The sequence below is a fragment of the Rhodovulum sulfidophilum DSM 1374 genome (assembly GCF_001633165.1).
Classification (GTDB): Bacteria; Pseudomonadota; Alphaproteobacteria; order Rhodobacterales; family Rhodobacteraceae; genus Rhodovulum; species Rhodovulum sulfidophilum.
The window spans coordinates 3,909,994-3,936,357 of sequence record NZ_CP015418.1; the positions used below are offsets into that span (position 1 = coordinate 3,909,994).

The window sequence follows — 26,364 nt, forward strand, 5'->3', positions numbered from 1 at the left end:
GGTCCCGTTATCCTCAGTAGCAAAGCCAGTTGCCGAATGTCGTGCCGACGTTGTAGCCCATCGAGCCCCCCGCGAGTCCGCCCGCCACGGCCCCGGTCGCGGCGCCATATCCCGCCCCGGTCGCCGCGCCGCCCACGGTGCCCAGGCCGGGAGCCACCAGCGTGCCCGCGCCCGCGCCGATCGCCCCGTCGACAACCCCGCCGGCAACGCCGCCGCCAATCGCCCCCGCGCCGCCGCCGATCAGCGTGCCCCCGGCCTGCGAGGCCGACAGGCATATGCCGCGCCCGAAATCGCCCACCGCCTGCCCCATCGTGCGCGGCATCGAGACATTGCCCGGGACCGGCGGCCCCTTGTAATCGCCCGGCGCCACCGGCACCGAACCGGAATAAGCCATCCGCCGCATGTCACGCATCGACCGGCGCGCGGCGGTCGGGTCCGAAACCTTGTCGCCGCAATCGTTGTCGTCATATTCCTCGACGGCGTCGCGCAATCGCTGCTGCTGTGTTCGCATCGCCTGATTGTGCCCCTCCCAGGTCCCCGACATCCGGTGCCCGGCGCAGGAGGCATGCGCGCTGATCGTGTTCTGTGGCGTCTGGCAGCCAAAGACCTGTTCCGCCCAGCGTGTCAGCAAGCCCTTGTTTCCGCCAGATTCCGTGGAATAGGCGCGGCGCTGGAGCTCATTGAGCAGATCGTCGCAATCGTTGCAATGATCGCAATTCTTGAAGCTCATCGCCCCGGCCATTGGATCACCTCACTTGTAGGGGCATTCTTCGACAAAGGGTTTGTCGGATTTCAGCGCCTCAACCTGATCGGGAGATCCCCCGGTAAAGTTCGTCGACGGAGATTTCACCTCAAGCTTCGCCGCCTTGATCACCATGCCGGACTGGTCGATGGTGATCGACCCGCCCGGTCCCGCGATGACGAATTTCTCCTTGGCGGTGAGCGTGTGGGTAACGGTGCGCGCGAAGATCGACTTCTTCGTTTCCAGGTCGTAATCCTCGCCGACCACGATTTGCATCTTCTTGCCAACCGAGATCGCGTTTACCAATCCGACCAGAGTGTTCTTCGCCACCCCGATCTGTTCGGTCGCGGCAATCCCGACGGTATCGGAACGGAACTTCTCTACCACCGTCGTCAAAATGCCCGAGCCGGGCAGGATGCTCGACAATAGCCCGCCCAACGTCGAGGCGGCCGAAGCTTGCTGCGCGCCCGCCTCGCTGCGGTGCGCGCCGGTGTCGGCAAAATCCTTGGCTCCCGCGACGTTGGCGACTTCGCCCTCGACCTGCGCCACCCTTGCGACGTCATCGGCAAAGCTCGTCACCACGCCTGGCGCGCCCGCAGATTTAGATGATTTGGAGAAGAACGAGCCGCCCGCCGCCACCAGTGCCGTCAGCAAAGACAACAGGCTGCCATTCGCCCCGCCGATGCTGACAGAGCGGTTACGGCCAACGCGCTCGACCTGATTGCCCTCGACCTGGAGCTTGGCATTTGCCCCAATGCGGGTGACGGAATTGGACAGCACATGGGTAGAGGTGTCGTTGAGCACCTTTGTCACCATGTCCTTCTGCGCGTGGATAAAGACCTCCTCGCGGCCCGACTGGTCCTCGAAGCCGATCTCGTTATAGCCCGAACCCTGATGCGTGTTGGAGCGGAACACCGATTTCGTCTTGTTCGCAGGCAAGTCGTAGGGGCGCTCAAGGCGCCCGTTATAGACGCAGCCCGTGACCAGCGGCTTGTCCGGGTCGCCGTCGAGGAACTCGACCACCACCTCCATGCCGATCCGCGGGATCACCATCCCGCCCCAGCCGGCACCGGCCCAGCTTTGCGATACCCGGCAGCGCATCGACCAGGCCTCGTCCAGGTCCCAGTGGAACCGCACCAGAATCCGGCCATATTCGTCGCAGTCGATCTCGCCCTCGCCGACCACCGTCGCGGTCTGCGGCCCCCGCACGTCGGCCCGCGCGGTCTTCTGTTCGGGCAGAAGCGGCGCCTCGACCGGCATCAGGACATATTGCCCGTCATAGGCGCGGCCGTCGCCATCGTCCGACCCGCCTGACCCATAGTTGTCGGCGGTGTAGGAGTGCCGCGCGCTCAGGCACATGTACTCGCCACCGGTCCCGGGCACCGGATCGCCCGAAAGCGTCACCCGGAGACCCGCGCCGAGCGCCGCGATATCGCCCTCGGCCTCAAAGCGCCGGTCCTGGCCGCGTTCGCCTGCGGCGCGCAGCTCGGCCACCACCCGGCCGCGGCCCTGGTCGAGGTAATCGCCCGGCCAATCGAAGCTCTCGATCTGGCCCTGTTCGTAGGCGGCATCGCCCAGGTGGTCGGTCTCCATCGCCGCCACCGGGGTCTTGAAATTGTAGTCCGTCAGCCGGATGGCGCCGGTCGTGATCCGTCGCGCGGGCCGCCAGGCGCGGAAATGCGAGACCTCCTCCTGATGGTGGCCCTCGGCGGGCCGGAACGGCCGCGCGCCGATGCTGTCATGGGCCTCGACCTGGTCGGTCAGCACCATCTCATGACCGCCATCCGCGTGGCGGAAGTGATAGGAAATCCCGTGCCGCTCCATCATCCGGCAGGCGAAGGCCAGATCGCTCTCGCGGTATTGCACGGTGTATTCGAGCTCGGGGTAATCGTTCGCGAGTTCCACCGTCAGCGCGCCCGCATCCGCATAGGCCGAGAGCAGCTCGGTCAGGATCTCGATCACGGTCTTGTTGTGGAAGATCCGCTGGTTACGGCGAAGGCTGGCAAGAAAGGCCCAGGGCCGGAGCCGCAGCCGGTAGCGATGGCCGTTGTCGCCCGAGCCCAGCCAGCGCGCCTCGGTGACGATGCCGTCGAAAGGGCGTTCGCCGTCCTTCGTGGTGAGGGTGACGGTGGCATGCGTCCCGATCAGCCGGTCGAAATCGAGATCGGCCGTGGCAGCGAGGCAGTCCGCGGAATAGTCGAACAGCGCGTTCAGGTGATCCGTGCCTTCGAACCGGCGGAGCACCAGGACATCCTGCCCCAGAACCGTTGAAATCCGGCCCATGCGGGCGTCCTGACGGAAGAAGCCACTCATGAAATACCCTCTTTCAATACCGCTAAAGTAGTGGGGCGAGCCATGTCATGGCAACCTTAGGCTGCCGATTGCTTTTGGCAGAGCGCGATCATTGGCGGTATTGTGCCGATCCGCGGAGTTACGCGGCGGGCAGGACAGGACCGAGCCCTGCCAAGATCAGGTGTCGAGACCGTCCGGCGGGGCCACAAGGGCGCAATTCCCGGTGGTCCCGTCCGCGCCGAAACTGCTCTCGCGGCGGCGGTCACAAATAGCCTGTGTGGATGACTCCTGCTTAGAAAGGCTTTTCTGAGCCTGATTTTGCACTGGTCAGAAGCAGACGTGTGTCCGGCCCGTTTGCGCGGCGCACGCGGCCGCTGGCCCCGATGGTTTCCGCAAGCCAAGTTCCATACGGGTTAACGGCCAACGATGTGTCCCTAACATTCGACGGGGTGTCCTGGCGGGCGGGCTGACTGTGCTCCATCATCTCAATGGTCTTGCTGTCTCGTTCTGTTCCTTCGTCTCAGGCGATGTGTGGGCGGTAGGGTCCGGTCGCGCCGCGAAGCCAAGGCGGCGCTGTTCGAGTACATGGCTATCTTCTACAACCGGAAGCGCCGCCACTCGAGCATCGGAGACCGCACGCCAGAGCAGGCAAGGATCGACATGGCAGCCGCAATGGCCGCATAATGAATATCGCACCAGTCCGGGATCCGGGGGCAAGGTCAACCTCATGAGAAACCACACCTGGGGCCGGGACACCGCCCCTTTCGCCCCGCGCCGGGAGATATTCAGATTCCGCTGCGGTCGGCCATCTGGGCTTCTCGGAACCGGGCGGCCAGGCCTTGGATCAGGAACTTTATGTGACAGACCAGCGGCTCGGCCGCGAAGGTCAGCCGGAGCGCCCCGGGCCGTCCGGCCAGCGACGCGGGCGTCAGATCCGCTGGGATCGTCAGCTGGTAAATGCGGGTGCCCGAAGCGCGGTCGACCCCGATGATGGTGCGCAGTGCCGCCGCCGAGGGATCCAGCGTCAGATACTCGCCCGCGATCCTCAGTTCGGCCGCCACCGGCCCCTGCTGGAACTTGTCGACATAACGCTCGGGGAACGGCCCCGACAGCACTGCGCCACCCGCCACCGGCAGGAAGGCCCCCAGCGCCGTGCCCGAGGGCAGGAACGCCCCCGCACGGTCCAGCCGCGACGGTACGAACACACCGTCGCCGGGCGCGGTCAGGGTCAGCCCCGCGATCTCGCGGGCCGAAACGGCGACCTGATCGCTCAGCGACATCACCTGACGCGCCGCCATCGCCGCCTTGGCCGGGTGATCGCCGCGCACGCTTTCATAGGCCGCGCGGGCCCCGGCAAGGTTGGCGTCCAGAACCTCGGCCCGGTCGCGGAGCGCGGGATTTTCCAGCGCCGCAAGCCGGGTCCCGCCGCCGATCGGCCCGCCGGGCGCCAGCGCCTGCAGGAACCCCGCGCTCTGAGTGGTCAGCTGGTAGTGTCCCTCGACATCGGCGGCGACGTCGAGCCTGAGGTGATAGGGAAGCGGTACGAAGCCCAGCGCCACCACCAGCCCGCCCGCCAGCCCAGCGCGCATCCAGCGCCGTCGCCGCCGCGCGGCGTCGTCCAGATGCACCCGCGGAATCTCGTCCTGCATCAGCGGCGCCACGAACATCGCCACCGCGCCCCAGGCCATCACCACGATGCCGAGCCCCAGATAGCGCGGCAGCAGAGCAAAGCCGATCACGTAGAGGATCTTCAACCGGTAGAGGAAGCTGCCCACTGAATAGGCCACGAGCCCCCAGTGCCGGGGCTCGCGCGGGCGGTTGCCCGCAAGTCCCGTGGTCATCGCCCAGAGCCTCAGATCGGCCAGCGTCGCCGAGGCCCGAGTCGCCAGGTTGCGGCGCCGCAACAGGTCGGTCATCACGTAATAGCCGTCCAGCCGGGTCAGAGGGTTGGCGTTGAACAGCACCGAGTTCAGCGTCGAGAACACGAAGACATGGCCGATCAGTACCTGCCAGTAGCTGCCAGCCACCAGATACCACAGCACGAAGGCGATCAGGCCGACGGTGACGTCGACCAGGATACCCGCCAGGCTGATCGCGATCCGGTGCCGCCGCCGGGCACTTACATCGGCCTCGGTGCAGTCCACATAGGGCATCGGATAAAGCCCGATCAGGTAGAGCCCGCCCTTGCGCAGCCGCACCCCGTAGCGGGTGGCGGTCAGCGCGTGCCCGGCCTCATGGAATATCTTCAGGACCGGCGCGACCAGCCCGAAGGTGGCGATGGCCTCCAGCGAGAACATGTTCCGGTAAGCCGAGAAGATCGCCCAGTCGGAGCGGATCCCCAGGAAAAGCGCGGCGCCAAGAAGAGCCGCCATGAAGACCAGGAAGCCCGGCCCGACCAGCGCCCGGGCCAGAGGCTGCATCCGCGGCTGCAGAGGGCCGAGGTCGATCAGCGGGAACGAGGCGAAGACCGGGTTGAACCGGCGCCGAGTCAGCCGGTCCTGGCCGCGCGCGGCACGGATCTGGCCCAGCAGCCCCGAGACGTCGCGCAGTTCCTCGCGGCCGACCCTCTTGCGGGCCTCGGCATCGCCCCGCTCGGCCGCCTGCACCCGTCGCAGCGCCAGCGCCAGCGCCCGCGGCAGGGTGAAGATTCGCCCCGAGGAGCGGTCCTGCGCCAGATAGCTCTGCCGCGCCCGCCCGTCCGAGGACAGGCGCAGGGCAAGCTGGTTCACAAGTGAAAGCCGAACCAGGTCCATGCCTTCACCTTCAGGAATTCGAGAACGTAGCGGGAATAGGCATAGGCCCGGACCGTGCGGCCGACCTCGACCTTGGCAAAGCCCGACAGGCCCACGAACAGCCGCCCCTCGCCGGGCGCGTCGATATGGGCCCAGGCGGTCAGATGCTCGGTCTCGGTCTCCATGTCCCGGGTGACGGCGACCGGGGTGGTGACGGTCAGGGGCCAGGTCCGCCCGGCCAGACCGCGGAAATAGACCTCGCCCGACTGACCCTGCGCGACCAGCGGCGCGTCGACCCGCGACACCGTCAGCGCCACGTTGAAATCGTCGTCGGGCTGGATCGCCACGATCTCGGTCCCGGTCGGCACATGCCGCCCAGAGACGCCGCTGCCCAGTGTCGCAATCACCTGGCCCGAGACCGGCGCGGTCACCCGCAGCTGCTCGATCCGGCGGCCGAGCTGGTCGATCTGGCGGCGCAGGGCTTGCTGCTTCTGCTCGGACATCACATAGGCGCCGTAGTCGTTCTGCGACAGCGCCGCCTGGGCGTTCACCTGTTCGATGGACAGCTGCAGATCGGCTTGGGCGGCCTTCTCTTCCAGATCGGGCGCGGTGAAAACGGCGATGGGGTCGCCCTTCTCGACATGGTGGCCGACCTCGACCCGCATCTCGCGGATGAAGGCCTCGAAAGGCAGCGCGACCGATTGCGCGTGGCTGGCCCCGGAGAGCGCGGTCGCGGTGATCCGCAGCGGCGCCGGCAGCGCAAGCCAGACCGCCAGCGCGACCCCGATGGCGGCCATCCCGCCGCGCAGGACCTTCGCGCGGCGGCTGCGGCCACGACCGGACGGGCGGCGGCTGGCGACCGAAACCAGATCGGCGAGCCCTGCGACATCCGCCCCGGGCGCGGGGTCCAGCAGGATCAGCGCGGTGCCCGCCTGACCGCGCGGCGGCAGGTCCAGGAGCAGCGCCCCGGCCCCCAGCATCTCGCCGATCAGCGCCGCGTCGAAGACGGCCTCGTCAAGATCGGCGGCCGCTATCCGGCGCGGGTCGGGGCGGCGGTCGGCCTCGGGGCGGTAGCTGGCGACGATCTGGCGGATCTCGTCGGCATGGGCGTCGAAGCCGCGGTCGGACGCGCTCACCCGGCCCACGCCCGCCAGCCCGTCGCTGGCGGTGCAGGGCACCACCAGCGCGGCGCTGCAGATCCCGGCCTCGACGCAGGCATCAGCCACCGTGGCAGCGACGCCATCTGCCTTGAGTTTCGTACCCTCGCCCAACCGCGACAGCGCGATCGGCAGGGCAAGCTGCTTGCCGGGCGCCGCGTCGCCCTCGACGGCGGCGGGCGCGAAGGCCGCACTGAGCCCGCGCAGCTCTTCCAGCAGCGCGGGCAGTTCGGTGACGGGTGGCACCCGGTCGAAAAGCCAGACGGCATGGCCTGCTGCCGTGCCCGCGCGCATCACGGGGACCAAGGCGAGCAGCCGGTCACCAAGCCGCCGGATCACCGGCTTCTCACCTTTCAGCGTTTCAAGCGTCTCCTGCGCGATGTCCTCGGGCAGGGCCCCGAACAGTGTGCGGAGCTCGCCCGAGCCCCCGAGCCAGAGGATGGCCCGCGGCGATCCGAACATCTCCGGCTCAGGCCTCGATCTTGCCGAACTGTTCCTCGTAGGCCTTGATCGACTGGGTCAGGATCACCGCCAGCCGCTTGGCCGCATAGGGGCTCATCACGATGCGGTTGGCCAGCTTCACCTCGATTTCCTTCTTCTCGTCCATGGTCCCGCGCCAGTGCTGGTGGGTGCCGAATAGCAGGAAGAATTCCTCGCGGTTGGCGGTCGCCGTGCCGATATTGGCGTAGTGGCTGACCATCTCGCTGTCGTCCCACGAAATCTTGACGCCGTTGATGGTGCCGGTGGCCTTGGCGGGTTTGTCGGTCATGTTCTGTCCTTGTCTTGTCATGCAGCAATCGCCGAGCCAGTGGCGGCATCTTCAGCCTGCACCTCGCTCAGCAGGAAGGAGATCATCTTCTTGATCACCAGTTCGAGTTCGGGCGCATCCAGATCCCAGATGTCCCCGAAATTCTCGGCGATGGCGGCTTCCAGCGCCTGCGCCAGCACCGCCTGATCGGCGCCCAGCGTCACCAAGGTCGCAAGCGTGCCGACCACTTCGTCGGTTTCCAGGAAGTCCAGCAGCCGACCCGCGAAGAACGAGGTGTCGATGCCTGCGCCCTCCGAGATGAATTCGCCGCCCGCCAGCAGGCCGCGGTCCTCGTTCGCGACGTCCATTTCCTCAAGGACCAGGTCCAGCGGGCTGCCGATCGAGTCGTCCTGCTGGGCGCGGGAGACCACGTCGATGGCGCCGGGCCCGGCGAAGTTCGATTTCCACAGGGTGCGGAAGGCGGTGTCGCCCTCGAAGCCGAGGCTGCTCCAGCGGCCGTGGTATTCGCCCGCATAGCCGTCCGAGAAGATCACGTCTTCCTCGGTATCGCCGTAGAACAGGTCCGGGCCGAGGTTGCCGATCATCACGTCGCTGCCCGCCTCGCCGTAGATAGTGTCGTAGCCCCCGGTCCTGTAGGCGAAGTTGGTATCCAGCAGGATCACCTCGAACAGTGTACCGTCGGCCATCTCGGTATAGGACCGCTGGTAGATGATCGTGTCGCCGATCAGGAAGTCCTGACCGTCGCCGCCATGGATCTCGTCGTCGCCGAAGCCGCCGATGATGAAATCGTTGCCGTCCACGCCGCTCAGGTGATCGTCGAAGCCCAGATCCGGGCGGACCCCGATCATGTAGTCGACCCGGTCGACCGCCGACTGCCCGGCCATCGCCGCAGACGCATCGGTGAAGGTGATCTCGACGAGATCGCCGATGATGATGTCGTCGTCGCTGCCGCCGATCACCGTGTCAGCCCCGGCCTGGCCGAAGAAGATCGAGTCGCCCGACTGGTTCGAGGCGCTGATGATGTCGTCGCCGCCCAGTTCGATATTGGTCAGCACCAGCGTCTGCACGTCGGTCCTATTGATGAAGGTGACGGTGCCGTCATCGCCCAGCGCGACGTCCTCGCCCTCGCCGACCTCGATCCGGTCGTTGCCCTGGCTGCCCATGACGATATCCGCGCCGGCGCCGGTGTAGATCACGTCGTCGCCGCCGAAATCGAGAACCGCCGCGGTCAGCGAGCCGGTCCCGGTCATGTGGGACGAGACGTATTCGCCGTTATCGCCCAGCACCGCATCCTCGCCCGCGCCGGTCGAGACGGTGTCGCCGCCCGCCCCGGCCAGGACGACATCGTCGCCCTTGCCGGTGGTGAGGACGTCGCCGCCGCCCTGGGCCACGTCCTTGGTGACCACGCGCCGCGCCACGACCTGATCGGCGCCCGCATCCAGCTCGATCCGACCCTGGTCGCCGATCACCGCGTTGTCGCCGTCGCCCGCATCGATGGTGTCGCCGCCATCGCCGCCCAGGATCGCGTCCGAGCCGGAGCCGGTCACGATCCGGTCGCCCGCACCGGTATCGGTATCGGTGGTCTCCATCGTGCCGATCTCGGTCGCCGACCAGACGATCCGGCCGCTGTCGCCGATTGCCCGGTTGTCGCCGTCGCCCAGCGCCGCAGTATCGGCATCGCCGCCGATGACCACGAAGTCGTTGCCGGTGCCCGAGGTCACCTTGTCGGCCCCGTCGCTGTCCAGATGGGCCGAGACCAGTTCGCCCTGCGAGCGGTAGTAACCGCTGTCGCCCAGCGCCCGGTTGTCGCCGTCGCCCAGCGCAATGGTGTCCGACCCGGTGCCGCCGATGACCACGTCGTTATCCTTGCCGGTGGTGATGACGTCATCGCCGCCAAGGGATTCGTCCGAGGTCTCGACCACGTTCTCGTCGACCAGCGAGATCCAGCCGTTATCGCCCAGCACGAAGTTCTCTCCATCGCCCGCGCTGACCGTGTCGCTGCCCAGACCGGCCAGGACCACGTCGTTGCCCGAGCCGGTGGTGATCTTGTCGTCGCCGCCGAGGCTGGGATCGGCCGAGGTCAACTCGATCCCGTCCTCGTCGATCTGCAGATGGCCGTTGTCGCCGATCACCGCATTGCCGCCGCTCCCGGCATCGACCGTGTCGCTTCCCACCCCGGCCAGCACCGCGTCGTTGCCCGAGCCGGTGGTAATCTTGTCGCCGCCGCCGAGGCCGGGATCGGCCGAGGTCAGCTCGATCCCGGCCTCGTCGATCTGCAGATGGCCGTTGTCGCCGATCACCGCATTGCTGCCGTTCCCGGCATCGACCGTGTCGCTTCCCACCCCGGCCAGCACCGCGTCGTTGCCCGAGCCGGTGGTGATCTTGTCATTGCCGCCGACGCTGGGATCGGCCGAGGTCAGCTCGATCCCGGCCTCGTCGATCTGCAGATGGCCGTTGTCGCCGATCACCGCATTGCTGCCGTTCCCGGCATCGACCGTGTCGCTTCCCACCCCGGCCAGCACCGCGTCGTTGCCCGATCCGGTGGTAATCTTGTCGTCGCCGCCGAGGCTGGGATCGGCCGAGGTCAGCTCGATCCCGGCCTCGTCAATCTTCAGATGGCCGTTGTCGCCAATCACCGCATTGCTGCCGTTCCCGGCATCGACCGTGTCGCTTCCCACCCCGGCCAGCACCGCGTCGTTGCCCGATCCGGTGGTAATCTTGTCATTGCCGCCGAGGCTGGGATCGGTTGAGGTCAGCTCGATCCCGGCCTCGTCAATCTGCAGATGGCCGTTGTCGCCGATCACCGCATTGCCGCCGTTCCCGGCATCGACCGTGTCGTTGCCGGACCCGGCCAGCACCGCGTCGTTGCCCGATCCGGTGGTAATCTTGTCATTGCCGCCGAGGCTGGGATCGGTTGAGGTCAGCTCGATCCCGGCCTCGTCAATCTGCAGATGGCCGTTGTCGCCGATCACCGCATTGCCGCCGTTCCCGGCATCGACCGTGTCGTTGCCGGACCCGGCCAGGATCGCGTCATCGCCGGACCCGGTGGTGATGGAATCGTCGCCGCCATAATTCGGATTGGCGCTTTCCAACTCGATCTCGTCACCGATCCAGGTCGCGGTGCCGCTGTCGCCCATCGCGATATTGTCGCCGTCGCCCAGCTCAGCGGTGTCGTCGCCGCCGCCAAGCACCGCCGCATCGTCGCCCGAGCCGGTGACGACGAGGTCGTCGCCATCGGTGCGCAGATAGGCCGATTTCAGGGTCAGCGACAGGGTGTCGCCGGTGTCGTCGCGGCTAAGGGTGCCGTTGTCGCCGAGGATCGCGTTGTTGCCCACACCCGCGCGGATCTCGTCCGAACCCTCGCCGCCGACGATCACGTCGCTGCCGCTGCCGGTGTTGATCTGGTCGTCGTTCGCTGCCGCCGCAGCCGCGGCGCTGGTCAGCTCCACCCTGCGGCCGGTGTAGTCGGCATTGGCCTCGATCGTGATGGTGCCGTCGTCGCCGAGGACGTAATTCACCCCGTCGGCCAGTTCCGCCACGTCCGAGCCGCCGCCGAGGACCGCGATGGTCTCGCCGCCCGCCACGGTCACGGTGTCGTCGCCATCGTCCTCGTTCGGGGTCGAGACAACCGACGCGGCCAGTGCCGAGATCAGGTTTCGTGCCTTCAGATCCGCAGCTACGTCGTCGTCGCTGGGGTCCGAGCCCAGCGGCACATATGTCCTGAGCGCGTTCAGCGCGGTGGGATCGGTGGTAATCGTCCCCCCGTCGCCCAGCATCACCAGCCCGCCATCGCCTGCGGCAACGGTATCGTCGCCGAGCGAGCCGATGACGATGTCCTTCAGGTCATCGACGCTGCTGGTGCCGTCATCGTTGCCCACGGTGATGGTGTCATTGCCGTCGGCTGCGGTCGAGTCGCCCCGGATCGTGCCTTCGCTGAAGTCGATGATGCCCAGATCGCCAAGAACGATATCAGCGCCCAGCCCGGCGGTGATGACGTCGCTGCCCTCGCCGCCGATCAGGATGTCGGTGCCGTTGCCGGCGGTCAGGATGTCGTCGCCGCCCATCTCCGAGGCCAGCGTGGTAATCTTGGTCACCGCATCGAGGATGATCGAGCCCTCCAGCACGGCGAAATCGCCGATCAGGATGTTGCTGCCCTCGGTATCGGTCAGGGTCTCGGCCTCGCCCTCGCCTGCGCCGCCCGCGATCAGGATGTCGTCGCCGGTGCCGCCGTAAAGAGCGTCCTGGCCCGCATTGCGCGAATTGACATAGGTCGATGTGATCGCCCCCGCCGCAAGATTGGGGCTGAGCTTGATCTCGGCGAAATCGCCGATCAGGATGTCTTTGCCGGTGCCGCCCTCGATGCTGTCGGCGCCGCCGCCGCCCATCATGATGTCGGACCCCTTGCCGCCCAAGATCGTGTCCTCGCCATCGGCGGCATCGACGGACCCGAGGATCATGTTGGTGGTGAAGTTGGTGTCGACATCGAAGGTGGTCAGGTCGATGACGGTCCCGCCCGAGGTCACCAGGGTGAGGGTGCCGCCGGAGACCAGATCGTCGCCGAGACCGCCGGACAGCATGTCGTCGCCCAGCCCGCCCTGCAGGATGTCGTCGCCGTTCTGGCCATAGATCATGTCGCTGCCCGAACCGCCGGTGATGACGTCCATGCCGTCGCGCAGAGCCAGCGTGTCGATGGCGTCGTCGCCGTCGAGCCCCGATTCCCCGGCCTGCGCGCCCCAGCCCCAAACCGTGGTCTCGTCGCCGTCCACAACGATCATGTCGCTGCCCGCGCCGCCCTCGACATAGACGCTGGAGCCGCCCGCATTGATGATGTCGTCGCCCGCGCCGGAATAGATCCGGACCTCGCCGTCATTGGTCAGGTCGATCAGGATCACGTCGTCGCCGCCGCCCGTCAGGACGATGGCATTGCCCGAGCCGAGCGTGATGGTATCGGCCGACTTGTCGGCATTGGTCTGGGTCAGCCCGGTGTAGTTCTCCAGCAGTCCGCTGAGGGTCAGACCGTCGTAATTCGCCTTGTCCGAGTTGGTATCGACAGTGCCGTCGGCATTCAGCCCCAGCAGGCTGAGCACCTCGGTGGCGGTGACGTCGCCGCTGGAGAAGGCTTCGATGAAGAGATCGCGCAGCCCGTAATCGTCGGACCCGATATAGACGACGTTGCCGCCGTCGATCTCGACGGTGTCGCTGCCTGCCTCGCCGAAGATGATGTAGGTGCCGGTGGCCTCGCCATCGACGGTGATGGTGTCGTCTCCATCGCCCGCGAAGACCACGTGCAGGCCCTGGTTCGGCAGGGTGATCGTGTCCTCGCCAGCCCCGGTATAGGTGATGGTGATGACGTCGTTGGTGATCCCCGACAGGTCGATCTCGTTATCGCCCGAGCCCGCGGGAATGACCAGCGCGTTGGCATCCTGATCGATCTCGCCGGTCACCTTCTTGCCGCCCTGGGTGTAGGTGACCTGGATCGGCGAGTTCGGCCCGGTGATGACCAGGGTGTCGTCGCCGTCTTCCTGGATCGCCGAGTTCGACGCGCCCGCATTCGAGCCGATGTTCAGGACCACGGTGCCAGAGCCGTCCATGTCGCCGGCGACCTCGCCCGAGACCGGGTTGCCGCCGAAATCGACCGAGCCGTCGTCTTTGAACAGTTCGATATCCCAGCTCAGCTTGGTCAACAGAAGGTCGATGCCGACCCAGACCGACAGTTCGAACCCGAAGCTGGCCTCGCCGTAGAAGATGTAGCCGAGGGCCTCGAGGATATCGCCGTCGGAGATTTCCTCGTAGGCCGCCTCGACGATCGCGATCATCTCGGTCAGGCGCAGCTTGCCGTCGTGGTTGGGGTCGTTGAAATACAGCGTCACCCCGGCATAGCCCGCCACCGAAAGCCCGGCAAAGGGCGAACTGAGCGAGGCGTCGAGCCCCACATAGACATCGACCAGCTCGGTCGACAGGAAGATCCCGTCCAGCAGCCGTTCCGGGTCCAGCGTGTTGACGAAGTTGACGATGCCGCTGAGATCGTAGCCGACCTCGATCTGCGCCACGAAACGGGCCTCGATCCCGGCCTCGAAGATCGAGGACACTATATCGGCGGCCCAGCCGGGCATGTCCATCAGGTCGAGGAACTCGTCGACCAGGTCGATCCGCCCGCCGGTGTCGAAATTGAACAGCACCATCCGCAGCTCGACCAGGACCACGTCCTCGTAGTTGCCCAGCAGAAGGTCGATCACCGAGAACGGGTTGGTCAGCAGCGGAATCTCGATCTGCAGCGCGCCGCTGCCGAACACCCCGAACTTGCCGGAATAGCCCGAGGACGAACTGCTTCCCGAGATCGACACCTGGCTGCCGGAGGCATCGGACAGCTCGGCGTCGCCCGTTTCCAGATCGTCGGACATGGACGAGAAGTCGTAATCCCCGAACATTACGATGCCTTCGCTGTCGTTGAGATACGTGAGGAAATCGGTGACCTCTTCGCCGATTTCCGCCACGGTCCCGGCCATCTTGATGATCGGATAGATCTCGCCGAGGATGTCGACCAAGATCGACATAGGCTCTTCGTTGAGGAACTTGAAGAACTCGGCGAGCGGCTCGACCACGTCCATGAGCGGATCGAGGATCGGTGCGATCAGCGCGTCGTAAATCTCGCTGATGTCGACGCGGACGTTGTGGAACATCAGCGTCTCGATATTCAGACCGTCCCCGATGCTGAAAGTCGCCACGAATTCCAGCTCGGTCGCAACCGAGGGCAGGTAGGTGACGCCGTTGATCTCGATCGGCTTGCCGGTGGTCGGGTCGAGGATGTTACCCTCGATCGACAGCACGATGGCGACCTCGGCCTCGAAGGTGAACGAGATCAGGTTCGAGGTGTCGAGCTGGCTGAGATAGACCACGGTCTCGTAGGTCAGCTCTTCGCCGATCCCATCCAGCGGGGTGACGCCCGAGAAGTCGCGATAGACCCCGTCCGAGGTGATCGCGTCGCTGTCGCCCTGATCGTCCGGATCGATGATCGCAAGCCCTTGGTCGCCATAGAGATCGGCGCCCATCGTCGCGGTCAGCTTCGCCGTGCCGCCATCCTCGTCCGAAGCAGTCGAGATGATGTTGCCATCGTCGTCCAGCGTCACCGCGGTGGCGCTTACGCCCAGCACCTCGAACAGCGCCATCGAGGCCTCGAAGCTGCCAGCGTCGACGCTGAATTCCAGGGTGATCTCGTCGGTGTCGGTATCGTTCAGCAGGAAGAAGCCGTTCGAATCGTAGCCGAAGCCGATATTCACCGAATAGTAAAGCTGCATCAGGATCTGGCTGCCCTCTTCGACCTCCAGGTCGAAGCCCGGGATCCCCAGATCGAAGTCGATATCCAGATATTCCGAGAAGATCGTCGCGCCGAAATTCAGCGCCGCATAGACATAGCTGTCCTCGGTGCCGCCATCGGTGTTCAGGTAGGCCTGCAGATAGGTCTCGCCCGAGGTGCCCAGCAGATCGTTCAGCGCATCGTTGAGGAAGCCCGTGACCAGATCGACCGTGGTCGGCATGGTGCCGTCCGCGAGCGGGGTCGAGGCGTATTCCAGCGCCTCTTCCAGCACCAGCATGCGGAATTCCTCGAAGAAGGTCACGCCGACGCCAATGGAATCGCCCACGATCGGCAAGTTGATATCCGACAGGAAGTCGTCGAACAGCGACTGGATCTGCTCGATGATCATGTCCAGCCCCTCAAGCAGCAGGACCGGGTCGTTCAGCAGCGACAGGATGTTGAGGTTTTCGAGATAGTCGCTGAGATCGGGCAGGGTGAAGTCGAGCCCGGTCAGGCCGCCGAGATTACCGTTGAAGATGTCGATCAGCCCACCGGTCGCCGCGGTGGCGTCGCTGACGGAAAGCAGCGTCGCCTGCCAGGTCAGGCCGTCGGTGTCGGGGTCGAACAGGCCGATGCTGTCGCTCATCGGCAGCGACACGTCGATGCCGATGGACACCTCGTAGCTGAACAGGTCCGAGACCGACAGCGAGGTATCCGAGAACAGCGTGGCAAGATGCGACAGGTCGTACTGGCCTTCGTATTCGTCGCCGTCGATGTCGTTGATGCCGAGGAAGATATAGGCCGGATCGCCCGACCCGTCGGCGGCCGAGATATAGGCGTGCCCGTCGGTGACCGAGACCGAAAGCGGGCCCAGCGCCAGGGTCAGGTTCAGCCCCTCCTCGACGCCCGCGCTGAAGGACAGCTTGATGCCGCTTTCCTCGGTGTCGAGGTAGATCCGGATCGCATCGCCATCGTCGGCGACATAGAGCGTCCCTGAGGTAATGTCGCCGACGATGGCATCCCGGCTGCTTTCGAAGCCCAGCACTTCGGCGATGTTGGCGCCGCCCAGATCGGTGATTGCAAAGCCGATCCCCTCGGACAGATCCTCGCCGGTGACCGAGAACTCGATAGTGTCGTAGCTCAGCGCCGTGTCGTAGCCGGTCGCGGTCAGCGCCAGGATGCCGTCGGCGGTCACCCGCGCGGTCATCAGGCTGGATAGCGCCACGGTAGTGCCGTGGATCGCGGTGTCGGAAATCGCACCGCGGTCGATGCTGGCGGCTGCCAGCGCGGCGTTCAGGGCATCGACGAAGCCATCCTGATCGCGGCCCGCCTCGGCCTCGATCGTGACCGTCACCCGTTCGTCGCCGATCTGGACGTCGAAGGTTGCGGCGCTTTCATAATCGGTGAAACCGTCGTCCAGCGCGATTTCCTGCAGCCCGTCGTCGTTCTCGGACGAGTCGCGGGACGCGCCGAACAGCAGGTTCAGCCCGGTGTCCTCGGTCTCGCTGTTGCCGCTGTCCGACAGGGTGATCTGGCCGGTCTCGGCATCGTAGGTGAAGCTGACGGTGCCGTCGAAGGCCGCGTCGACCGCCGCGTCGATGGCCGCGATCACCTCTTCCAGCGTCTCCAGCCCGTCGAGATCGACCTCGACCTTGGACGAGTTGCCGTCCGCGTCGAACCGGGTGATGCGCAGGTCGTTGCCGCCCGAGGGCCGCATGTTGACCGCACCGGTGGTCGCGAGCGCGCCGAGTGCGGTGGAGAGTTCGGCCAGATCGGTCGGGTCCGCCAGCAGCCCGCTGAGATCGAGCCCGAAGGTGAAATCGAGGCTTAGCAGCGGGTCGAAGACCAGCGCCCCCTCGCCCGACGCATCGACCAGCCCGGTCACGGTATCGGCCAGATCCTCGCCGACGATATCGGCCAGCGCATCGCCCAGAAGCTCGGCCAGATCGAGCTGGAACGGCAGGCTTTCGGAATAGTCGTCGAGGAACTGGAAAGACAGCGCGAAGGTCAGGGTCGAAGCATCGCTGTCCCAACCCAGCTCGACCGTGTCCTCCCCGAACACGTCTTCCAGATAGCTGTCCAGCGTATCCAGCGCCGCATCCATGTCGTTGCGGATGTCCTGCAGCGCCTCGAGGAAATCGGCCGAGAAGCTGATCGCGTCGAGGATCGAGAAGTTCAGCAGCGGGATCTCGGCATCGAGGTACGGCAGATAATCCTCCAGCGCCTCGCCGACCACCACCAGCATGTGGGCGATGGCGGTCAGCGCGTCGAGGATGTCACCATCCTCGAGATTGCCCAGCGCCTCCAGCGCGGCCGCGGCGCTTTCGTCCTCGGAGACCACCGCGATCTCGGTGGTTCCGTCCAGATCGAACAGGTCGGTGACGGTCACGCCGATGCCGTCGATCACGCCCTCGTTCAGCCCCGCGACATCGCCCACCGACAGGGTGATGTCACCCAGATAGGCCACGAATTCCGCCAGTGTGCCGTCACCGCCGTAGTCGAACGCATCGGCTGTCTGCAGATCGGCCGAATCCGCGACCTCGGACCCGTCGGAGGCCAGCGCCCGGCCTTCGCCATCGGTCAGCAGCCCGCCGGAAAGCTCCAGCAGGCCGATCAGAGAGTCGATGCCCTCGGCCTCGGTCACCACGGTCTCGCCGTCCACGACGTCGTAGACGTCGGTCACCGCGTTGTAGAGGTTGTGCATGGTGATGCGGTTGCTGGCCAGACCGTCGCTGTCGGTCCCCACGAGCGTCACCAGCATCTGCACGTCGAAGGCGACGAAATTGGCCGAGGGATCCGAGGTCCCGACCGTAAAGGCCGCGATTCCCAGATCCGCCGAGCCGGTGATGTCGGTGGCCGTCGCAGAGGCCGAGGCGGTCAGGGTCACGTCCTCGATGAAGGCATAGTCCAGCAACGCATCGAACAGGTCTTCGCCAAGGTCCGAGGCGCCCTGCAGCGCGTTCGAGGCGATGTCGATCAGGCTGCTGCCAAGCCCCGCCAGGTCGATCCCGATCGAAGAGGTCAGCGCCGCGGTCAGTTCGCCCGCCAGATCGGCGGAAAGGGTGACGTCGCCCAGGAAGCTCAGCCCCACATCTTCGGCCGAGAACAACACCCCGTCATCGGCTTCGATCACCAGCGTGGAGGTGGCCTCGGGCAGAACGAAGACCAGCGCGCCGTCCTCGGTCAGTTCAAGCGCCGCGCCTTCCCAGGCCTGGGACAGTTCCGAATTCACCCAGTCAAGCAGCCCGTCGATGGTGGTGGCGCGCAGGGTGTCGCCGTCTTCCACGGTGATCTGGATGCTGCGCGTCTCGTCGGCGTCGAGGGTGAAGCTCAGCCCGGTGCCGCCGACCAGATCGCCATTCTCGTCGTAGCCGCCATCGCTGCCCACGGTGACGCCGACACCCTCGGCATCCAGCGCCGCGTTGAAATCCTCGACGAAGGACGCAAGATCGTCCCAGCCGGTGTCCGAGGTGACGTCCACCTTCCGCTCGACCCCGTCGACGGTAAAGGTGAAGCGCATCGAGGTGACGCCCGCCAGATCGTCGATATCCAGCGTGTCCAGCGTCACCGTGTCGGTGCCGGTCGAGAACCCGAGGAAGTATTCGCTGACCGTCTCGCTGTCGTCGTCGGGATAGAGCGTGCCGTCGGCACTGTATTCGAGCGCGCCCAGATCGCCCGAGGCGAAGCCCAGATCGATCAGCGAGAAATCGTCGTCCTCGCTGTCGTCGTCGGCCCGGGTCGCCCCGGTCACCGCCAGCGAGTTGCGGTAGGTCTCGCCGTCGTCTTCCTGCTCGTCCGAGGCAATCCTCAGCCCGCCGGTGGCGGTAACGCCGACCGACAGCCCATAGGGGGAAACCGCCGCCTGCAGCAGGGTGGCCAGCGCCGCCAGCCGCTCGGCCACGCTCAGCGAGGTGTCGAGAACGTCGCTGCCTTCCAGATTCACCTCGATCCCGGTCACGGCGGTACCCGCATCGGTGACGGTCAGAGTGATCGAGCTGTACTCGGACAGCGCGTCGAGATCGCTTGCGGTCAGCGCCGAGCCGGTCAGGCCGGCGATGGCCGCGCCAAGGGTCTGGCCGCTGACATTCTCCGAGAAGCCAAGGGATTCGGTGTCGATGCTGAAGGTGTCGGCGATATTGGTGAAGACCGAGGCCAAGCTGTCGAGCACATCCGAGATCTGCAGATCGCTCAGCGGGATCTCGAAATCGAACACGCTGTTTTTCAGCAGGCCCGCGATGTTGGCACCGGCCTCGCCAAGGAAGTCGATGATGTCCTCGGCATCCAGCGAGAACAGCGCCTCGAGGGTGGCGGTCAGGGTTTCCAGCGCCTCCGTGCCAAGGCTCGCATCGTCGAAATCGACCGACAGATCGACCGAGGCATTGTCGGCGAAGACGGTGGCCGGATCCTCGCCGGAAGCGGTATCCAGCACCGAGGACAGGGTCAGCACGCCGCTGTAGCTTTCCGAGGACTCGCCCATGTCGAGGGTGCCGGTGAAGTCCAGCTGGAACAGGTCGTAGGACGTGTTCGCCTCGATTTCGGTGAAGCCGCTGCCGCCCACCTCCTGGATCAACCCCGAGATGCCCAGATCGGCCTCGTCGCCGAAAAAGTCGAAATCGCCCGAGCCGAAATCGATGACCCCGCCCAGATCCAGCGTATCCGCCCCGGTGACGACCACCGAGAAGAGCGCGGTGGTGAACGACTCGACGGTCAGGCCCACCAGACCAAGGGTGGCTGTCGCGTCGTCGCCGGTGTCGATCTCGCCGCCAACCGAAACCAGCGGGTCGAAGCTGAAATTGTCGATATGCAGCTCGAGGCTGTCCAGCGCGCCTCCCGACAGCTCGGCCTCGACCGAGATCTGGAACGAGATCGACCCGCCGAGGGGATCCGTCGAGGACAGGTCGAAGGGCAGTTCCAGCCCGGGCAGCAGATCGGCGATCGCGCTGTCGAAATCTGCGGCCAGGCCGTCGGTGTCCAGCGCCACCTCGACCGAGACCGCCCCGTCGGCATTGTCGGTGAACGAGACCAGCGTCTCGCCGTCAACGACGATGTCGCTCAGCGACAGGGACAGCGTGTCTGTCAGGCCCATCGCATCCGCGACCTGATCCAGCACGTCGGACAGCGCCGCGGCCATGTCGTCGCCCGACACGCCCTCGGCATCCAGCAGATCCTCGAGATCGTCGAAGATCGTGCCGTCGGTGAAGTTCTCGACGGTGAAGACCTCGGCGATCTCGGATGCCGAGAGGTTGCCCGAGAAGCTGATCGACGTATCGTCTCCGAGGCTGTCATTCGCGGCATCGGCTAGATCCGAGGCGAAATCGCCGTCGATCAGCCCCGAGATCCCGCCGGTGATGCTGGCGCGCAGTTCGGAAATCGCACTGCGGATCCGGTCCACGGTCTCGCTGACCGCGGTCAGGTCGTCGCCGCTGTCGCCCAGCACAGAGCCCAGAACGTCGAAGGCCGCCCCGGCCGAGGCGTCGAACTGGTCGAGGATGGCGTCGGCATTGTCGGCCTGCTGGTCGGCGATCTGCGCAAGCCCCGACAGGATCGAGGTCAGATCGGCGCCGCCGGACAGATCGATGTCGAGATTGGCATCGAGCATGACCCTCGGCTCGAGAGGAACCGCCCGCCGGTCGATCGGCAGGGCTTCGGCCTGCTGGAGCGCCTTCTGCTGTCCCATCGTCAGTCCCTCACTCGTTCCGCGTACTCAGGTCGCGAGCGGCCGGGATGGCCGCGCCGCCGTTCAGAAGGTCGTCGACAGCGAGACCGAGACGTACTGGATGTCGTCCCCCTCGCGTTCGGCAATAGGCTTGGCCAGAGAGGTATTGACGCGCCCAATCCGGGTTTCGAAGGTCATCGACAGCCCGACCGACTGCCTCCAATAGAGGTCGTCGTCGATATCGGCGCCGTCGAGCCCGGGCAGGTGCCACAGCGTTCCGATGTCGTAGAAGGCACCGAGCCACAGGTTGTCGCGCGGCGTCGGCACGAACAGCTCGGCCGAGGCGGCCAAATAACGGGTGCCGCCCAGCGCGTCGTCGGTGTCCATGTCGCGCGGACCGATACCGTCGAAGGTGAAGCCCCGCAGCATGCCGCCGCCCATGGTCGCGCGGTCGAGCAGGGTCACGTAATCGCCGTCGTTCGACGAAACCAAGCCGCCGTCGAAGCCGAGGTTCAGGATCGTGCCGCGGCCCATCGGCAGGAACGTTTCGGCATTGACGCTGACTTGGCTGAAGTCGCGCCCCGACCCGAACCCGGCCCGGCGCAGGTCGATCCGCGCCTCTGTCCCCAGCGCCAAGCTCGCCCCCTTCTGGCGGTTGCTCCAGGTCAACCCCAGATCGATGCCCGAGGCGTGACTGTCGCCCAGATCTTTCAGGATCAGCGGCGAGACGTCGTCGTCGCTTTCCTCCAGATCGTCGTGCTGGGCGAAGATCCCGACGCTGTAGCGGGCCCGCTCGGTCAGCCCGGCGTCCAGCGATAGAGCGGCGGTGTAGGTCTCGCGCCGGTAGGACTGGAAGTCCCAGTCGCGGGAATAGCCTTCGATGCCGAAGGTCAGCACCGTGTCGCGCCCCAGGCCGGTATCGCCAAACTCCCAGTCGCGGGTCAGCGCGAGGCTGGTGCCGTGGCCTTCCGACCCGCCCCGGTAGCCCAGCCGCAGATCAACCCCGCTGGACAGGATGTCGGTGAAGCCCAGATCGACCTGGGCGGTGGCGCCGTAGACGGTGGAATAGCTGACCCCGGTGACCAGCCGGTCGGCACCGGCGGCCCCGGGCAGCAGGCCGACGGCCAGCGCCATCGCGGAAAGCGGCGCCAAGCGGCGCGGGGCGTCAGTTGTCATATCGGGTCCCTTCGTCATTCTGGGGTCCGCTGCCCGGCAGCGCGGAGCCCGCCTCGGGCAGCCCCGCGATCAGGCATTTGCTGCCCGGCAGCACCTCGGGCGCATCGAGGGTGAAGAAGACCGAGATCGTGCCCGACGCCAGATCCGCCAGCTGGGCGGCATAGTCGAAACGGACTGGCAGCGGATGCGCGACATCGTCGTTGACGACGATGTCGTGCCGCGCGGCGGCAACGAAATCGGGCAGCGCCGAGGACGGCACGAAGGCCTCGACCCGGAGCGGCTGATTGACATAGATCGTGGCCAGCGGCCCGGCCGAGGTGCCCTCGCCCGGGTCGATCAGGTCTTCGCCGATCATGCCCGCCACCGGCGCCGCGATCAGAGTGTTCTCGACCGCGATCCGGGTCTTGGCCAGATCCAGCGCGGCCATTTCCAGCGCCGCCTTCTGGCGTTCTACATCGGCTGCGGCCAGCGCCAGCTCCAGCGCCGCGTCGTCGTGATCGGCGGGGCTGACGGCGCCGCGGGCCAAGCCGCGGGCCAGACGCTCTTCTTTGCGGGCCAGACCGTCGCGGCGCAGGATCGAGGCCCTCAGGGCGCTGTCGTCCGAGGCGCGCGCCTCGCCCAGCGCAAGCTCGGCCCGGGCCATCGCCGCGTCGAGCTCGACCAACGGATCGCCTGCCGCCACCTGCTGCCCGGGACGAACCAGCACGCGCGCGGCGACGCCGGTGATGGCCGAGGTCACCTCGACCACCCGCAGCGGCTTGATCGTGCAGTTGAACTGTCCCGGCCGCAGCAGCGGAATCGCGCCCGCTACCGAGCGGGCGCGCAGGGCGAAGTCTTCCGGGCTGGTCTGCGCCGAAACAGCCGCGGGCAGGACCGCGACCGCAACGGCAAGAATCAGACCGCACCCGCCCATCACAACTCGAGCTTCGTGAGGTCGGCACCCATCAGATAGTGCAGCCGGGTCCAGGACCGGAGGTATTCCGCCTGATAGTAGCTCACCCGCTCGGTGGCCTTGTTCAGCCGCAGTTCGCGTGCGGCGACAACCAGATCGACGCTTTGGCCGCTGGCGACCCGGCCGCGTTCGGCGTCCAGCGCCTTCCGGGCCTGCTGGGCCGATTCCGAGGAGCGGAAGATCGCGCGGCGCAGCTCGGCCATGCGGGAATGGGTAGAGCGGATCTCGGTCTCGACCGCGCGGCGGCGGGCATAATATTCCATCGTCGCGGCACGCAGCTCGACCGATTTCTCGCGCGAAACATAGCCGCGGCCGTTCGAGTTGAAGAGCGGCACGGTCAGGCTGACGCCCACGGTCAGGTCGTCGCTATGCGACCCGCCGCCGAACCGGCTGCCGGAGCGGTGCTCGTTTTCCAGCGTGGCATAGGCGTCGACCACCGGCATCGTCTCGGCCGCCAGCGCCCGGTGCCTGTCGAGCCCGGCACCCACAACTGCAAGCGCCGCCGACATGATCGCCGGGTTGTCTTCCAGCCCGCGGGCCACCGCGTCGCCCTCGCCGGTGCGCCGGTCCGCGCGCAGCATCCCGTTCGGGAAGCGAAGCGGCTTGATCTCGCGCACCACGGTCCCGGTCAGTTCGGCCAGGGCGCTGACCGCCGCGGCATAGCGGGCCATTTCCAGCGCCTCCTCGGCGGCGATGGAATCGCGCTCGCTGCGCAACGAGGCGCTTTCGGTGTCGTCGTCCAGACCGATATCGGTCAGCGTGTCGCGGCTGCCGATCTGGCGGTCGAACAGCCGCTGGCGCGCGGCCAGAGCGCGGGCACGGTCGCGGGCCTGGTTGGCGACGATGTAGTTGTCGAAAACCTCGTATGTGACGTCGCGCACGGCACCGATATAGTCGACCTCGGCCACCGACTGGGCATTGCGCGCATAGCGTATGCCGAAGATCCGGCTCATGTCGTAGATCGGCTGGGTGACGCTGGCGACCGTGGTGCGCACCGGATAGGATGTCTGGCCCTTCTCGTAGACCTTGTTGTCGGACGAGATCACCCGCTGGTTCAGGTGGTCACGCGAGAATGTGAACGAGACCTGCGGCAGATACCCGAAGACGGCGTTCATGTGCTGCGCGTCGGCCAGGCTGATCTCCTGCGCGGCGCGGCCGATTTTCGAGTTCCGGTCCAGCGCGGTCTTCAGCAGGTCCGGCAGCGCCGCCCCGCCCGCGGGCGCCTCGGAGGGATCGCCGTAAAGCGCGACCAGCTCGGCCAGCCCGGGTTCCTTGGCGATGGTCTTCGCCAGACCGGCCTCGGCGGCATTCCGCTGATCCTCGGACGGACCGTCCTCGCGCAGGGCGTCGAGACGCTGATCCGCCGGGGTTTCGGGGCCGCCGCATCCCGCCACCCAAAGCAGACTGCAGCCGATCACCGCGGCGAAACTGGTTCTGATCGTCATCCTGTGGCCCCGTTCTGCCCCACTGTCCTAGCCGCGAGGCGGGCCGCTTCCGACGATCCCGTTTTCTGGAATTATACTTGTATCCTCGCGAGTTCGTCTTAGGTCTCCAACCTTTTTCCTTCTACCCTCGCCCCCCCCTTTACCCCACAAACTACCCATTTGCGCCAAAATCGATCTTTCGAAAGAAAAATCCACGCGTAAGGGGCGAACGCGTCTGCCCGGAGAAAACGAGGGGGCCGCCCGATGCGCGGGATCTTGCTGAGGCCTAAGGGACCTCTCCGGCCCAAGGGTCAAGCTCCGCCCAGAAAGCCCCCTAACAGGCTGGTGAAATAGTCGGCCTCGACCTCGGATGCAGAACATGATTCGCACTTTCCCACTGCGAGAGCGGGATCACGATGCGGTCCGGCGCAATTGATCCTCGGATCGGCGCGGGGCGCGCGCCGACTGTCTCAGAGGCGGGAACGTCGTACAGCTGCGCCTCCGCGCCGTCGCGGTCGGGGCAGGGCAAGATCAAGGCGGCGGAGCGGCTTACGCAGGGAGGCCCGGATCAGTTCGCAGAACACCGCGACGGCCGGTTTCGATCGCTCCAGATCCATGGCCGCGATACAGGCGTAGATCGCCTCGTCCTTGTAGGGCGCGTTGCCGGGCATCGAACCGAGCCATTGCATGTAGCCCAACTGTCCCTGTTCCCGGGCCCGTTCAGGACTTTCGGGCGCCATGATGGGTCCGTTGATCGTGGTGTGAAGATGCATTGCGCCCTCCGCGCGAATGGGGCGGAGTCAACCGGCGGCAGCAATAGTCTCAGGACGGCATGGTCCATCTTATCTGCTCCTCGTCCGGGGCACCCCGCCCGGGTTGGTATCGAACAGATGGCAGGTCTCCTGACTCGCGGGTCGCCGCTCCCCCGATCCTTCCCGGGCCTTGCTGCCCAGTGGTCGCTTCGGGGTCGCTCGCCGCCTACAGTTGCGGGGGCAGTCACGGCGTCCAGAGATCGGCACGCTCGGGATGCTTCCTGGCCATCAAGGCGCGCGACGTCATGCCGACGATCAGCAGCTTCCTGATGTAGCGGTCGCCCTTCTTGGTGATCTTCCCGAGCCGCTCCTTGCCGCCGCTGGATTTGTTCAGGGGGGGGCAGACCCAGCCAGGCCGCCAGATCGCGCCCGGTCCGGAATTGTTTCGCATCGCCGATCGTGGCGATGATGGCCGAGGCGGTAATCGGACCGATCCCGGGTATGCGCATCAGCCGCCGGGCATCTGCCGTCATCATGGCGTGCTGTTCGATCATCCTGGTGTAGCCGACGACCCGGGTGTTGAGGCCCACCAGCTGATGGCACAGCGTCCCGAGAATACCGTTGGCCAGTTCCGGCATGTCGGGATGGTCCCCGCCGAGGTGGCGTTTGGCAAAGGTGAGGATGGCGCCCACTCCGGTCGGCAGGATGTGGCCGAATTCGCGCAAGATGCTGCGGATCATGTTCACGATCTGGGTTTGCTGCCGGACCACAAGATCGCGGGTGCGGTGGATCGCCAGGATCGCCTGCTGATCTTCCGTCTTCAGTTCGACGAAGCGCATCGTGGGTCGGCGCACCGCCTCGCAAATCGCCTCGGCATCGACCGCGTCGGTCTTGCCCCGCTTCACATAGGGTTTCACATAGCCCGCAGGCATCAGCCGGACGTCGTGACCGAGCTTGCCCAATTCGCGGCCCCAGTGATGGGCGGACCCACACGCCTCCATCCCGACGACGCAGGGCGGCAGGGCCTCGAAGAATTGCAGAAGCTTGGCGCGCTTCACCGTCTTGTTGAAAATGACGCGCCCATTCGCGGAAATCCCGTGAACCTGAAAGACATCCTTGGCCAAATCCAGGCCGACCGTATTGACTGTCATTGGGTGGCTCCTCTCTCAGCAGTCGATGACAACTGCACTATGGCACATCGCGACGCCGGGGGAGCAGGGGCCATCCACATCATCCGCTTCCGTGATCCACGGGCGGCTCGGACTTGAGGCGCCGAATGACCTGTGTGGATGGCTCCCGCATAGCAAGTCGTAAATGATCTCGCGCACCTTTTCAGAAGCAGTCTTGTGTCCGGCCTGTTTGCGCGGTTCACACCGCTGGCCCTGATGGGATCCGCAGATCAGGTTCCTATCTGCTTT

The 26,364-nt window shown here is 66.1% G+C and carries 10 protein-coding genes, 2 pseudogenes and 1 riboswitch; all 12 genes and pseudogenes read right to left on the bottom strand.

Annotated elements, in window-relative coordinates:
* Nucleotides 1–13: 13 nt before the first annotated feature.
* A complete protein-coding gene (locus A6W98_RS21725) occupies nt 14–730 on the bottom strand; it encodes a hypothetical protein (RefSeq protein WP_196760220.1) in 717 nt (238 codons plus the stop codon).
* Between the two features lie 21 nt (nt 731–751).
* The gene (locus A6W98_RS18210; RefSeq protein ID WP_052678114.1) at nt 752–3,055 is read right to left on the bottom strand and encodes a type VI secretion system Vgr family protein; all 2,304 of its coding nucleotides are present in this window, start codon (nt 3,053–3,055) and stop codon (nt 752–754) included.
* 764 nt (nt 3,056–3,819) lie between these two features.
* A complete protein-coding gene (locus A6W98_RS18215; protein WP_155734847.1) occupies nt 3,820–5,787 on the bottom strand; it encodes a site-2 protease family protein in 1,968 nt (655 codons plus the stop codon).
* Nucleotides 5,760–7,385: an efflux RND transporter periplasmic adaptor subunit gene (locus tag A6W98_RS18220; RefSeq protein WP_042464045.1), complete on the bottom strand. Its 1,626-nt coding sequence runs from the start codon at nt 7,383–7,385 to the stop codon at nt 5,760–5,762. The genes A6W98_RS18215 and A6W98_RS18220 overlap by 28 nt, the downstream gene beginning before the upstream one ends.
* 7 nt (nt 7,386–7,392) lie before the next feature.
* Nucleotides 7,393–7,692 carry a DUF3467 domain-containing protein gene (locus tag A6W98_RS18225; RefSeq protein ID WP_042464047.1) on the bottom strand — a complete coding sequence of 100 codons (300 nt, stop codon included), beginning with the start codon at nt 7,690–7,692 and terminating at the stop codon, nt 7,393–7,395.
* A 17-nt stretch (nt 7,693–7,709) separates the two neighbouring features.
* On the bottom strand, nt 7,710–20,663 hold the full coding sequence (locus A6W98_RS18230) for a beta strand repeat-containing protein (RefSeq protein ID WP_042464050.1): 12,954 nt from the start codon (nt 20,661–20,663) through the stop codon (nt 7,710–7,712).
* A 63-nt stretch (nt 20,664–20,726) separates the two neighbouring features.
* Nucleotides 20,727–21,818, bottom strand: a complete 1,092-nt coding sequence (locus A6W98_RS18235) for a BamA/TamA family outer membrane protein (RefSeq protein ID WP_168161840.1) — start codon at nt 21,816–21,818, stop codon at nt 20,727–20,729.
* Nucleotides 21,808–22,731 (bottom strand): efflux RND transporter periplasmic adaptor subunit, encoded by a 924-nt coding sequence (locus tag A6W98_RS18240; RefSeq protein ID WP_042464054.1) that lies wholly within the window; start codon nt 22,729–22,731, stop codon nt 21,808–21,810. The genes A6W98_RS18235 and A6W98_RS18240 overlap by 11 nt, the downstream gene beginning before the upstream one ends.
* Nucleotides 22,731–24,215 carry a TolC family protein gene (locus A6W98_RS18245; RefSeq protein WP_042464057.1) on the bottom strand — a complete coding sequence of 495 codons (1,485 nt, stop codon included), beginning with the start codon at nt 24,213–24,215 and terminating at the stop codon, nt 22,731–22,733. Before A6W98_RS18245 ends, A6W98_RS18240 begins: the two co-directional genes overlap by 1 nt.
* A gap of 449 nt (nt 24,216–24,664) precedes the next feature.
* Nucleotides 24,665–24,967, bottom strand: coding sequence for a hypothetical protein (locus tag A6W98_RS18250; RefSeq protein ID WP_042458151.1), 303 nt, complete (start codon nt 24,965–24,967; stop codon nt 24,665–24,667).
* Nucleotides 24,968–25,069: 102 nt separating this feature from the next.
* Nucleotides 25,070–25,251, bottom strand: a riboswitch (cobalamin riboswitch).
* A 14-nt stretch (nt 25,252–25,265) separates the two neighbouring features.
* Nucleotides 25,266–25,397: pseudogene (locus A6W98_RS22425) on the bottom strand (transposase); the annotation flags it as partial.
* A pseudogene (locus A6W98_RS22430) lies at nt 25,396–26,097 on the bottom strand (IS110 family RNA-guided transposase); the annotation flags it as partial. The pseudogenes A6W98_RS22430 and A6W98_RS22425, both read right to left, overlap by 2 nt.
* Nucleotides 26,098–26,364 lie beyond the last annotated feature (267 nt).